Source organism: Lactiplantibacillus argentoratensis (assembly GCF_037290055.1).
GTDB lineage: Bacteria > Bacillota > Bacilli > Lactobacillales > Lactobacillaceae > Lactiplantibacillus > Lactiplantibacillus plantarum.
On record NZ_CP147647.1, the window covers coordinates 1,460,744 to 1,473,281 of the forward strand.

Sequence of the window (12,538 nt, forward strand, 5' to 3'; positions counted from 1 at the left end):
GCAAGTAATCATGAATCAATTAATGACGGAATTGGGACAAGTGTACTATCAGTACCGACCGGCGGAACCACAACAGCCGACGTTGATGTGCTTACCGGCGTTTGGCTGGGACGCCACTGATTATAATTTTAAGCATTTAATGGCACGATTGCCAAGTCAGGTGGGATTACTTGCCATCGACACGATTGGCGTGGGCCGTAGCATTCATAGTCAAATGGTGCGCACTGTCCCGCATATTTTAGCCAATCTTGAGGATGTGGTTCACCATGAACACGTGAGCAACTTATTATTGGTGGGCCACAGTTTAGGCGCTAGTTACGCATTCTTATATGCCCAGCAGCACTTAGATAATGTTTGTGGCTTAGTTTTGCTTGAACCACCCTATGCCGCGATGGCACCACAACTTCTTGCAAACGTCCAATCTTTTATTGAAAACTATCCGCAACTAGTACAACAGCGACAAACTTTGACACTTCAGCAACTCTTAGCAGAAGTTAATCCTTTAAACCCACTGGCCGAACGTGCCGCCAATGCCCGTATTGATTTAGCAGCTTACGCGAACCCGAGTATTCTGACTGAAGCGCAATGCTTACCACAATTAGTAACGACGCTTCGAACCGCTGAAAAGCGGGTACTGACGCTGCCAATCCAAGTTTTAGTCACTGACCAACGCTTGACGGCGTACCAACAATCACCGTGGTGCCAGCTTGGTCACTTGGTTCATGCACCAGGTCAGCATTATTTACACTGGACGAACGAAAATTTTGTCCGGCAACAACTATTGATTGCCCTGTCTCAGTCATAAGGGGCAAAGAGCCAGTCCACGGTATTAAATTAATTGCCGCAAAGCTCGTGCCAGCAACATTTACGAATGATCTGATTTTAATCCAACTGAATCAGCCACCCGCAAAAAATTCGAGTATGCTAAAATGAAAGCAGATTGGTTGTGGAGGCGTTGGAAAATGCAAAAACAAGTAACGATTATTGGTAGTGGCATTGTTGGGGCGGTCACGGCGTACTATTTAAGCCAGAACCCTGACCTGAACGTCACGATTTATGATGAAGGTATTGGTCAAGCGACTAAGAATTCAGCGGGGATTATTTCACCTTGGTTATCTAAGCGTCGTAATCAGCGTTGGTATCAGCTTGCTAAGGCTGGGGCTGCTTTATATCCAGAAATTGTTGCGGACACGCAAATGGGCTATTCTGTTTATCAACAAGCAGGAACGATTGTGACTCGTGCCGATCCAGATGATTTGCAGGCGCTATACGATTTAGCGCTAAAGCGCCGGCAAGCGGCACCCCAGATGGGAACGATTGAGAAATTAACTGCTGAAGAAGTCCAAGACCGGATCCCACTGCTAACGGCGCCCCAACCCGGTGTGTTTGTGAGTGGTGGTGCGCGGGTCGATGGCGATAAGTTTGCACATAATTTACTGAAATACGCTGAAAAGCGGAACCTGGTCCGTCATAAAGGTAAGGTACGTTTAGGTGACCAGGGCCAACTATTGACGGTTAATGGTCAGCAAAGCTATGACACGTTGATTTTAGCAGTCGGGGCGTGGCTAAAGCCGTTATTGTTGCCAATGAAGATTGTTGCTGATGTTCGGCCACAAAAAGGGCAGTTGATTGAAATGCAGCTGCCTGAGACTTGGGCTGACGATGTTCCAGTGCTCATGCCTGAGGGTGAACGAGACTTTATTCCCTTTACGCGCAGCAAATTGGTCGTTGGGGCGACGCACGAAAATGATCAAGGTTATGATTTGCAAGTTTCAAGTCTGGTTGAAGATGATCTCTTTGCTAGCGGGCTCAAACTTGATGCCAACCTGACTAAGGATCAAATTACGCAGGTAAAAGTGGGTACGCGTGCCTACACGCGTGACTTTGCGCCGTTCTTCGGTCCAATTCCGGATAACCCACATATTTTGGTAGCTAGCGGGTTAGGTTCATCTGGTTTAACAACAGGACCCATGATTGGTAAGTTGTTAGCCGACTATGTTCAAACTGGTGCCCATGACTGGGACCAGTATCAACGACCAATTGAAACTTATTTGGCCCCGGCTGATTAGTCACTAAGATGTAAGCCTTGTTGTGCTAATTGATGGGCGCCATGGTTATCACTTTCGGCAATCCACTGGGTGATTACTAATTGGCACTGGTCTTGCAGGTGCAGCAAAGTCGCCAGTTCGACACTGAAAGTTTTGCTGTAACCCTTGGCGACACTTTCGGCGACGATTTGACTATCCGTATAGAAAAAGACGCTGACTTGCGGACCATAAGAATCTAATAAAGTTTTAAAGCCAGCAATGGCGGCAAGAAATTCTGCGGTATGATTATCACTGTCTGGCAAGACCTGTTTGAATTGGTGTTGTTGGCCCTGATCAATAATTAAGATTCCCGCGGCACTGCGCTGATTATCGGGTGTGGTCGCGGCATCCGTATATAATTGCATCAAACTCACTCCAATGTGAAAGGAATTTTGTACTGTGAATAACGATAAGCATACCTTTAAATACCAACCAATGCTAGCGTCAAGTGTGATCGTCTGGTCGTGGACGGCACTAGTATTGATGGCGGGGATTATTTTGTGGCTAGAAATCTTGAAGTTTAAGTGGTGGTTACTCGTCATTGCGGCGCTCTTTATTGCCTTGGTCGCGATTCAAATCAGCTTGCGGCGCGTAACAATTAATCATAACCTCATTATTTTTAGCACGGTCTTGAACCATTCTTGGCTGGTGATTCCCCGTGATCAACTCGAATTGATCGTCCCGATACGCGGTGGGTTGAAAGTTCAAATCGATGGTAATCAATATCGGTTTTTGATGTTGAAAAAGGCGCGCAATCAGTTGATTGACCTGGCAACCAGTCGATAGATACGAATAAAAACAATCAATATACAAATAATGTTCATAATTTCAGGAAAATTGTTATAATGGAGTAAGTAAAAACAGAAGGGCGGAGAATTGATGAAGGATATTGAAATTGCACAGCAAGTGACACCAGAACCGATTACGGCGATTGCGGCTAAAGCGGGCTTGACGGTTGACCAGATCGACCAATATGGGAGCACGAAGGCTAAACTTAAATTACCGTTACCAGTTAAGAAAACTCAACGCAACCTTATTTTAGTAACGTCGATTAACCCGACGCCTGCTGGTGAAGGAAAGTCAACCGTGACTATTGGGTTAGGTGACGCGTTGACTAAGATTGGCAAGTCAACGATGATTGCATTGCGGGAACCTTCATTAGGACCAGTTATGGGGATGAAGGGTGGCGCCACTGGTGGCGGGTACTCACAAGTGATTCCAATGGAAGATATCAATTTGCACTTCACCGGCGACATGCATGCCCTGACGGCTGCGAACAACACGCTCGCGGCCTTAATTGACAACCATATTCAACAAGGTAACCAGTTGGGTATCGATCAGCGTCGAATTCAATGGAAGCGCGCGTTGGATATTAATGATCGGGCGCTCCGGCATACGGTGATTGGCCTTGGTGGTGCAACGTCGGGTGTACCTCGTGAAGATGGGTTTGACATTACCGTCGCGAGTGAACTGATGGCCATTCTCTGTCTTTCAGAAAATATCGCGGACTTGAAACAACGTGTTAATCGAATTGTAATTGGCTACACACATGACCGTCAACCAGTGACAGTTGCTGATTTGAACGTCGGTGGCGCGATCACGTTACTTTTGAAAGACGCGTTACGTCCAAATTTAGTTCAAACCCTGGCGCATACCCCGGCACTCGTTCATGGTGGTCCGTTCGCCAATATCGCGCATGGTTGTAACAGTGTACTTGCCACACAAGCCGGATTGAATCTAGCCGACTATACGGTAACCGAGGCGGGCTTCGGTGCTGATTTGGGTGGTCAGAAATTCATGGATATTAACGTGCCAGCGGTCGGACAAGCGCCCAATGCCGTGGTAATCGTGGCGACGATTCGGGCTTTAAAGTTACATGGTGGCGTGGCTTTGCAAGATTTGGCAACCGAAAATGTGGCGGCCTTGAAAGCCGGTGCGGCTAATTTAGGACATCATATCCATGCCATGCAACGTTATGGGGTGCCAGTCGTGGTGGCCATCAACGAATTTACGGCCGACACTGACGCCGAAATCCAAGCCGTCAAAGACTATTGTGCCGACCTTGGCGTCGATGCAGTCTTGGCTGATGTCTGGGGTCGTGGGGGTGACGGGGCAACCGACTTAGCCAGCGCAGTGGTTGATCTATGTGCGCAACCAAGTCACTTTCAACCGTTGTCAGCAGCGGATGCGGATCTCAAGACCAAAATCAACGATATTGTCACTAAGACGTATGGTGGGGCCAACGTCGAATATTCGGCGAAGGCTCAGCGCCAATTGAGAACGTTTGCCAAGCAAGGGTGGGATCACTTGCCAGTCTGCATGGCGAAGACGCAATATTCGTTGAGCGATGATCCCAAACGTCTCGGCGCACCAACCGGATTCACAATCAATGTTCGTGAATTTGTGCCGAAGTTAGGTGCCGGCTTCATTGTCGCCTTGACTGGGAATGTGCTGACGATGCCGGGGCTGCCAAAACATCCGGCCGCACTCGATATGGACATTAGCGATGATGGAAAAATCTCAGGTTTGTTCTAATACTTGACCGATAAGTCGATGCCAGTTGGGGTCGACTTTTTATTTGCGGTGTTTTTGGCAGACCGCGGCAGCGAATCAATCACGCAGGCTTAATTTGTGCCCTGCCGATGATGACTAACTCGCTTAGCAGTGCAACCGATCATCAGGCTCGTTGCTTCAACTGGGGGATGGTTAATCAGGTGCCGATGCTTTTGGGAGGATACCCGAAAGGTGCTTAGTTATTAAGTCTGCAATAAAAACCGCGCTTTTCCTGCCGGAGTTTCGTACAAGGACGACGTCTTTTGGTATAATTAAACACAGCTTAGCGAAATGTGAGGACAGAATATGTGGATCTATTTAATTTTAATGGTAGCGCTGGTCGTTATTGACCAGGTTATCAAAGCAGCGATTGTGAGTCATATTGCGTTGGGTGCCAGTACGAGTATTGTTACCGGGTTATTATCACTCACGAATTTACATAATAACGGGGCTGCTTGGAGTATCTTAGAAGGCAAGATGTGGTTCTTCTACTTGATTTCAGTGATTGCCTTGATCGTGATGGGCTACTTGCTGTGGCGCTTACGTGGCAAATGGCTATATGAGGTTGGTATTTCACTGATGATTGCGGGAACTTTGGGGAATTTCATTGACCGGTTACGTATTGGGTACGTCGTCGATATGTTCCAACTTGATTTTATTAATTTTCCAATTTTTAACTTTGCGGATTCATGTTTAACCGTGGGCGTCATTTTTATCTTGATCGGCGTGCTGCGGGATGATAGTTTTGAAAAATAAGTTACAGGGAGCTGATAACGTGGCAGGAGCGACCACGGAACAACAATTCACGATTACTGACCAAACAGGGCGCTTGGATAAAGTGTTAGCGGCACTACAGTCGGTCTGGACGCGGTCGCAAGTTGATAAGCTGATCAAAACGGATCAGGTGACGGTCAATGGTCAACTCGAGGCGAGCAAGTATCACGTCAAACCAGGTGACGAAATTGTCGTTGCCGCACAGACGGTTCAACAAACAACGATTGAGCCAGAAAACATTCCATTAGACATTGTTTATGAAGACGATGATGTCTTAGTTGTCAACAAACCCCAGGGAATGGTCGTGCATCCAGCTCCTGGGCACCCTAACCATACCTTGGTGAATGCCTTACTGTATCATAGTCCGTTGTCGACGATTAACGGTGAGTTTCGGCCCGGAATCGTTCATCGCATCGATAAAGATACGTCCGGATTATTGATGGTCGCAAAGAATGACCGGGCTCACCAATCGTTGGCGGCCCAGCTGAAGGCGAAAACTAACTTGCGAGAATACGTCGCACTCGTTCACGGGGTGATCAAAGAGGACACGGGGACAATTAATGCCCCACTCGGCCGGTCACCGAAGGATCGCAAAAAGCAAGCCATCGTTAAGACTGGGCGACCAGCAGTTACTCATTTTAAAGTACTGAAACGTTATCAGCACTACACTTTGATTAGTTGCCGGTTGGAGACTGGTCGTACGCATCAAATCCGCGTTCATTTACAATCTATTGGGCATCCGCTAGTGGGCGATCCCCTGTATGGCCCTAAAAAGACGATTAAGGGGCACGGTCAGTTTTTGCACGCCAAGCTATTGGGATTCAAGCACCCCGTAACGGGTGAATTATTAACCTTTGAAGCACCACTACCACCAATTTTTACTACAACCTTGGCTAAGCTTGACAAAACCGATGGGAATCATTAATCTAACAGTAATGAGCGTCCTTTAATCCGGCCCTGCGAGACTGAAAGGCAAACTGTTAACAATAACTTTTCGTCGACGGCCGTGACACCTTGTCCGGCCGTCTTTCTTTGTCATACGGGTTGCTCAAAAAAGCGATAACCACAAATTGGGAGGCAATTATGCAAAAAGAAGTTGTTGATTCAATGGCGATGAAACGGGCATTGACCCGGATCACCTATGAAATTATCGAACAGAACAAAGGCATTAAAAATGTCGTCTTAGTGGGCGTTAAAACCCGCGGCGTCTATATTGCGCAGCGGATTGCAGCCCAATTACAACAGCTTGAAGGTACTGCGATTCCAGTTGGCGAGTTGGACATCACGGCATTTCGTGATGATCAGCCACTGGATCAAGCACGGCTTTCAACCGACTATCAGTTAACGTTTTCGGTGGCGGATAAGCGGGTCATTTTAGTTGATGACGTTCTATTTACCGGCCGAACGATTCGCGCGGCTTTAGACGCCTTAATGGGTGGCGGTCGGCCCCAGAGCATTGCCTTGGCGGTGCTAGTCGATCGTGGTCACCGCGAATTGCCGATCCGCGCTGATTTTATTGGTCGCAACATTCCCACCGCGCGTCAAGAACGCATCAAAGTGACGGTCAGTGAAATCGACGGTCACGATGGTATTGAAATTATTAACTAGTACGACAAAGTCAAACAGATGAGAAGGGATCGCAATGGCAGACCGCTATTTGATTCTTGAAGATGGCAGCGCCTATTTAGGTGAAGGCTTTGGCTCGCCAGCGGTTTCTACCGGAGAAATCGTCGTCAACACGAGTATGACGGGCTATCAAGAAATTATTACTAATCAAATTTATCATAACCAAATCGTTGCTTTTACGCAGCCGACCATTGGGAGCTATGGAATCAACCATGATAGCTACGAATCAATTTTACCGACCGTTAAGGGGGTCGTCGTTCGGGATGTCGCTAGCATTTCGACCAACCGGCAGCGGCGCTGGTCACTGGATCAATATTTAAAGCAACAAAATATTCCTGGCATCAGCCATATTGATACACGGCACTTAGCGAAGCAACTCCGAGCAAGTGGCCCGATGAAAGCCAGTATCGTAGACGTTGCAGATGCCCATGCCTTTGATCAATTGGGTGCGACCGTGCTGACTAATCAACAGGTGGCAGCGGTCGCAACACCGAAACCATTTCCTAATCCGGGGACGGGGCTCAATGTCGTGGTCATCGACTTTGGCCTCAAACACGGGATTTTACGCGAGCTTAGTAAGCGTGCTTGTAACGTCACGGTCTTACCTTATACGGCAACGACTGAGGAAATTTTAAACTTAGACCCGGACGGCGTCATTCTATCGACTGGGCCGGGCAAACCGCAGGACTTACCAGCCAGTGTGACTGAGATGATCAAGAACATTCAAAATCGGGTGCCGCTGTTTGCCATCGGACTGGGCCACGAACTATTTGCGATGGCCAATGGCGCCCAAATTATGAAATTATCACCTGAACATCATGGGGCTAATCATCCGATTCGTGAAGTAATCACGAACCAAATTATTTATGCAGCTCAGGGCCAGGGGTTCGCGGTAGATGCGGATACTGTTGATCGTAATAAGTTGATCACGACATTTGTTGACTTGATCGATGGGACGATTCAAGGACTGCGTCTACGGGACTTTCCAGCGTTTTCAGTGCAATTTTTCCCAGATGGCGCTCCTGGTCCGACTGAAACGCGCGATATTTTTGATGAATTTGTTGAGTCGATGCAACAAGCAAGGGGGCCAATCTGGTGAACAATCAAGCCTTACAAAAAGTGTTGATTATCGGCGCTGGGCATAATGATATTGGCCGTGAGGGGCAACACGATGCCGCGGTGACCCAAATCGGTGCGGCAATTCGGCGTCTGGGCATTGCTGTCGTCCTCGTCGATAACAATGCTTACTCCGTGGCGGCTGAAAATCGGTTTGCTGACAAGGTTTATTTGGAACCACTGACCGTCGCCGCACTATCCAAAATTATTGAAACTGAACAGCCTGATGGCCTCATTCCTTCACTTGGTGGCGTCCAAACAGTCACCCTAATTCAAGGGTTGATTCGCAACAATGTGTTAAAAAATAATCACGTGAAGTTGCTACAGTGGGATCAAGACGTGGTCGACATGATCGTCAACCCAGCGCTGATGAGCAACCGGTTGAAAGATATGGGTGAACCCGTGATTGCCTCACAAGTGGTGGCTAGCACGACTGAGGCGATGGCCGTGGTGCGCCACGTCGGTTTTCCAGTGATCGTCAAGTCGGTCGCACCCCGAATCGAAGCGAGTCGCCAACTATGTGAAGATGAAGACGAACTGCAACGGGCCCTAGCAATGGGATTCAAAGTTTCAGGGACCAAACAATGTATTGTCGAACAGAGTATCGTCGGCTATAAAGAACTCGAATTTGTGGCCGTCCGTGATCAGAAGGACACCGCGCTATTAGTCAGTGGGATGGAGAATTTTGATCCAGTTGGGATTCACTCCGCTGATTCGATCGTTTTTGCCCCAACGCAAACGATTACGGATCAAGAATACCAACAGTTTCGCTCAGCGACACTTAAGATCATGCGCAAGTTACATTTGACCGGCTCTTGTCACGTTCAATTTGCACTTGATCCGACCACGCAAAACTATTACGTGATTAAAGTGACACCGTACTTTGATCGGACGATGGCGTTAGCCGCGCGGGCAACCGAGTATCCGTTAGCACAAGTTGTTGGTAATCTAATGGTCGGGATAAGTTTGGCAGAGGTCAAACTGCCCGGCGCCTACCGTAAACAAACAGCTTTAATTGAACCCGTTTTAGATCATATTGTTTGCCGGATACCAGTTTGGCCGTTCAATGTGTTGAAGAAAGTTAGTCATCAACTAGACACCGTGACGGAATCGACAGGCTCAGTGATTGGTATTGGTCGTTCAACGGAAGAAGCCTTGTTGAAGGGGTTGCGGTCTACGGACGAATCTCGCTATCACGTGATTGCTAATCGACCCCAGAACTATTCGGAGGGTGAACTGATCCAACGGTTGATTCATCCGCAAGCTGGGCGCATGCTGATTTTACTTGAAGCCCTGAATCGTGGTTATCAAATCGATGAATTAGCCGAGCTAACCAAGATTGATGCTTTTTACTTTTATAAACTGAGTCATATTTTAGAAATTGAACGCGCCTTGCGTGAACGGCCGTTTGACGTCCACGCGCTGGGCCGAGCCAAATATTTTGGCTTTACCGATGAAGATGCGGCCGCTGCCTGGCAAACAGATGTGGCTAAGGTTCGCAACTTTGCGTTGGAAAATGAAATTCAACCGACTTTTAAGGAGGTCGAACCGACTGCCGGGGAATTTACTGAGCAGACGAGTACTTATTACTCCACGTACGAATTTGATAACGAAAGTCAACCGTCTACTGGTCGGCGAGTCGTTGTCATTGGCACGGGTGCTAACCGGATCGGAACCAACCATGGGAACGACTATTTGGTCTCACAACTGTTGTTCTACTTGAAAAAGGCTGATTATGAGCCTGTTTTGATCAACGCTAACCCTAATAGTGTGGCGATGACGCCGCGATTGGCCCAAAAACGTTACGTTGAACCTAAACAGTATTCGGATATTTTAAACGTCTTAGCGATTGAAAAGCCGCTGATCGTTTTTACCACCTATCATGATTACCGGCTGGGCCAGAAGTTAGTACAGGATGGCTATCAAGTGATCCAAATCAACAATAGCTTGCCGCGCGAGCAGATCAAGACCAACGATTCGCCCGCCGTCGAGGTGATTACCGATGGCACGGATGTCACGATTTTTGGCGTGAGTGAGATTATTGCGGGCAATAACCTGCGTGGCAATGTCCGTGGTGCGGTCCAAGTATTTCCGATTCGTGATAAGGCGGAAAATCAGGCAATTACAGCTTTACACGCTGAAATCAAGCAACGAGTGCTCGCCATGGGTGCGCCCGGGCTCTATACAGTTCGGTTAGCAATTGCTGATACGGCTTTGCAACTTGCTACGATTGAACCGATGAGCATTGCTACGATGGCGTTAATCAGTAAGGCCAGTGGGTCGAGCGTGACCCGCTTATTACTTCACGTAAAATTAGGCGAAGCACTGACTAAGGTGATGTACGACTATCCGGATGTTAACCGGCTAAAGCCAGTCTATGTTCAGGCAAATACATTTCCCTACAATCATTTACAAATTTATGATGAGGTGGAAGCCACCGGTGAACCGGGTCACGCTACCGGCACGGTGATTGCACATGGCGACACGTTAAAGGCGGCGTTGACAGCGTTGAATCAGGGAAATGAGGATACGGATTTTTAGGCCGAACTTTTGAGCAATAGCGCCATTTAAAGCACAACTAGATTTTAGTCTGGCTGTGCTTTTTTGCGCGTTCGTAGGCAGAAGTAGGCTTTGGCTGGCTAATTTCTAGGGCGCTTTAAATAGCGCTTTCATTTATGGTATGCTTATCTAAAGACAAATTAAAGGCAGGTTAGTTAAATTGGCAAAGACGTTATATATGATGCGGCATGGTGAAACACTTTTTAATCGGCTGAAGAAGATTCAGGGGGCGTGTGACTCGCCGCTGACACCCAAAGGAATTGCGGATGCTCAACGCGTGGGCGCGTATTTTCAGGCGCAAGGGATTACGTTTGATCATGCGTACAGCTCGACGCAGGAACGGGCTAGTGACACGCTAGAATTAGTGACCAAGCAACCTTATGAGCGTTTAAAGGGTATCAAAGAGTGGAACTTTGGCGTTTTCGAAGGTGAGTCGGAAGTGTTAAATCCAAAACCGGACCCCGTACGCCGCAGTCATGGTGACTTTTTCTGTCAGTACGGTGGCGAAAGTGATTTGCAGGTCCAAGAACGCGTTGTCAAAACGTTGACGGCGGTGATGGCCCGTCCGGATCATCAGCAGGTGTTGGCGGTCAGTCACGGTGGGGCTAGCTTCATGTTTTTGCGGCAATGGCTTTCAATGGACGAAATTGAGCGGCAAGGTATCGTGTTACATAACTGCGCAGTCATCAAGTACCAGTATGACGCGGGCCACTTCACCTTTGAAAAAATCATTAATTTGGCCGCAACTGATAAAAATTAAAATTATGTCAACTAGCGCCAAGTGTGTTGATAACCAGTCTGATTCTAGACACTAAAAAGCGCTCACGACCCGAATCAGTTATGAAAGTGGGATTGTGAGCGCGGTGTATCAAGGGCGCCAAAAGGTGGTCATGGCTTGTTTGGTATCTATGTTATATTGGATAATTTCGGTAAGTAGCTTGTGATTGATTGGCGCGTCGAAAGCGATTTGCCATAACATTTTGGTGGCTTTATCACCAGTAGCTGTGATTGCGCTACGATAGCTATCCAAAGTGTGTGATTCAAGTGCAATGTTCAGATGATCCTTGGCGGTACTGAACCCAATGATAAATGTGTTGTGGTCAGTAAACATCGGTTGATTCCAGGCGACCCGTGCCTTGAGTTGTGGAAAAGTCGTGTGTACCCAGTTGAGTAAGGTAATCAGTTGGGCGCGGTGGGGTGTTGCACCTAGTTTTTCCAGGTACGGTGTTAAAACGGCTAGGTCAGCGTCAAGGTACTCGGCCATTGGCATTTCCTCCATTCATTGATGGCTTCAGTGTACCGGATACCCAGGGTACTTGCAATCAAAAATAATCCCGTTTGATCAGGTGGTCCACACGGCTGATCAAACGGGATTATTTTTAATACCGCGCATTTGAGCCCACTACGATTCAGTGCACGGTTCGTTTTTTATTAGTTCGTTAGGTTCCAATGCCAGTAAGGATGGTGATCGACTCTATAAATGACAGCTGGATCAGCACTCCGAGGCCGCGGTTGTTTCACCGTGATCGTTAAGACTTGTGAATGACGCATAGACATCAGTTCCTTTCTTAATTAATGTCTTTAGTTTACCCATTTGAAGCAGACTCAACTACTGCGTTTTCATAAGGCTAACATAAGAATTTCTTAGAATTGTACTGGCGAGGGCCGGCACTACTTGGACAGCGGTTACGGTGTGGTTGCTTGAAGAAAGGCGCAATCTGATGAACGAACAAACACCGGTAAATAACACTGATTAAGCTAGTGACTCATTCGCTTCAAAAAAGACCTGACGAGCGGTGTTTAAGCTGGATAACAAATGCACA

The 12,538-nt window shown here is 47.6% G+C and carries 12 protein-coding genes; 10 read left to right on the plus strand and 2 right to left on the minus strand.

Translation table 11 applies throughout. The features are described 5' to 3' along the window. The first annotated feature begins 10 nt into the window (after nt 1-10). Entirely contained in the window at nt 11-805 is a 795-nt protein-coding gene (locus V7R88_RS06815; protein WP_057717202.1) for an alpha/beta hydrolase, read from the plus strand. Nucleotides 806-962: 157 nt separating this feature from the next. Further along, nucleotides 963-2,069 (plus strand): NAD(P)/FAD-dependent oxidoreductase, encoded by a 1,107-nt coding sequence (locus V7R88_RS06820; protein WP_057717201.1) that lies wholly within the window; start codon nt 963-965, stop codon nt 2,067-2,069. On the opposite strand, the gene V7R88_RS06825 is transcribed toward V7R88_RS06820, so the two are convergent. Beyond that, nucleotides 2,066-2,452, minus strand: coding sequence for a ribonuclease HI family protein (locus tag V7R88_RS06825; RefSeq protein WP_003640505.1), 387 nt, complete (start codon nt 2,450-2,452; stop codon nt 2,066-2,068). The genes V7R88_RS06820 and V7R88_RS06825 overlap by 4 nt on opposite strands. 34 nt (nt 2,453-2,486) lie before the next feature. Here V7R88_RS06825 and V7R88_RS06830 point away from each other — a divergent pair, with 34 nt between their 5' ends. The 8 genes from V7R88_RS06830 to V7R88_RS06865 all read left to right on the plus strand — a co-directional run bounded on the left by V7R88_RS06830 (nt 2,487) and on the right by V7R88_RS06865 (nt 11,475). Next, the gene (locus V7R88_RS06830) at nt 2,487-2,873 is read left to right on the plus strand and encodes an EbsA family protein (protein ID WP_003644385.1); all 387 of its coding nucleotides are present in this window, start codon (nt 2,487-2,489) and stop codon (nt 2,871-2,873) included. Between the two features lie 93 nt (nt 2,874-2,966). Then, nucleotides 2,967-4,622, plus strand: coding sequence for a formate--tetrahydrofolate ligase (locus tag V7R88_RS06835; RefSeq protein ID WP_057717200.1), 1,656 nt, complete (start codon nt 2,967-2,969; stop codon nt 4,620-4,622). A gap of 324 nt (nt 4,623-4,946) precedes the next feature. After that, nucleotides 4,947-5,396 (plus strand): signal peptidase II, encoded by a 450-nt coding sequence (gene lspA, locus V7R88_RS06840; protein WP_054398332.1) that lies wholly within the window; start codon nt 4,947-4,949, stop codon nt 5,394-5,396. Then, entirely contained in the window at nt 5,377-6,339 is a 963-nt protein-coding gene (locus V7R88_RS06845; RefSeq protein WP_057717199.1) for an RluA family pseudouridine synthase, read from the plus strand. Before lspA ends, V7R88_RS06845 begins: the two co-directional genes overlap by 20 nt. Before the next feature lie 158 nt (nt 6,340-6,497). After that, entirely contained in the window at nt 6,498-7,022 is a 525-nt protein-coding gene (pyrR, locus tag V7R88_RS06850; protein WP_057717198.1) for a bifunctional pyr operon transcriptional regulator/uracil phosphoribosyltransferase PyrR, read from the plus strand. A gap of 34 nt (nt 7,023-7,056) precedes the next feature. After that, complete coding sequence (locus tag V7R88_RS06855) at nt 7,057-8,139, plus strand: carbamoyl phosphate synthase small subunit (RefSeq protein WP_003640511.1); 1,083 nt, start codon at nt 7,057-7,059, stop codon at nt 8,137-8,139. Next, nucleotides 8,136-10,697 (plus strand): ATP-grasp domain-containing protein, encoded by a 2,562-nt coding sequence (locus tag V7R88_RS06860; protein ID WP_057717197.1) that lies wholly within the window; start codon nt 8,136-8,138, stop codon nt 10,695-10,697. The genes V7R88_RS06855 and V7R88_RS06860 overlap by 4 nt, the downstream gene beginning before the upstream one ends. Nucleotides 10,698-10,875: 178 nt before the next feature. Beyond that, a complete protein-coding gene (locus V7R88_RS06865) occupies nt 10,876-11,475 on the plus strand; it encodes a histidine phosphatase family protein (RefSeq protein WP_057717196.1) in 600 nt (199 codons plus the stop codon). A 108-nt stretch (nt 11,476-11,583) separates the two neighbouring features. Here V7R88_RS06865 and V7R88_RS06870 read toward each other — a convergent pair whose 3' ends face one another. After that, nucleotides 11,584-11,994, minus strand: a complete 411-nt coding sequence (locus V7R88_RS06870) for an iron chaperone (protein WP_057717195.1) — start codon at nt 11,992-11,994, stop codon at nt 11,584-11,586. Nucleotides 11,995-12,538: the final 544 nt, after the last annotated feature.